Below are 232 nucleotides of genomic sequence, written 5' to 3' on the forward strand. Positions count from 1 at the left end.
TCGTGCAGCCGCTGCGGGCACTCCTGCTCAACGCGGTGAGCCTGTCGGCCTCCTTGGGCGCGATGGTGTGGATCTTCCAGGACGGGCATCTCGCCTCGCTCCTCGGCTTCACACCACAGCCGCTGGACACCTCCATGACCGTGCTGCTCTTCTGCGTGACCTTCGGTCTCTCGATGGACTACGAGGTCTTCGTGACCAGCCGGATGAAGGAGCTGCACGACGCTGCCGGTGA

The 232-nt window shown here is 64.7% G+C and carries 1 protein-coding gene; it reads left to right on the forward strand.

Going from position 1 to position 232, the window contains the following annotated elements:
- Window positions 1–232: MMPL family transporter (locus tag J0695_RS42215; RefSeq protein WP_206970090.1), on the forward strand; the 232-nt coding region annotated here is incomplete at both ends.

The organism is Streptomyces beijiangensis (assembly GCF_017315755.1).
GTDB lineage: Bacteria > Actinomycetota > Actinomycetes > Streptomycetales > Streptomycetaceae > Streptomyces > Streptomyces beijiangensis.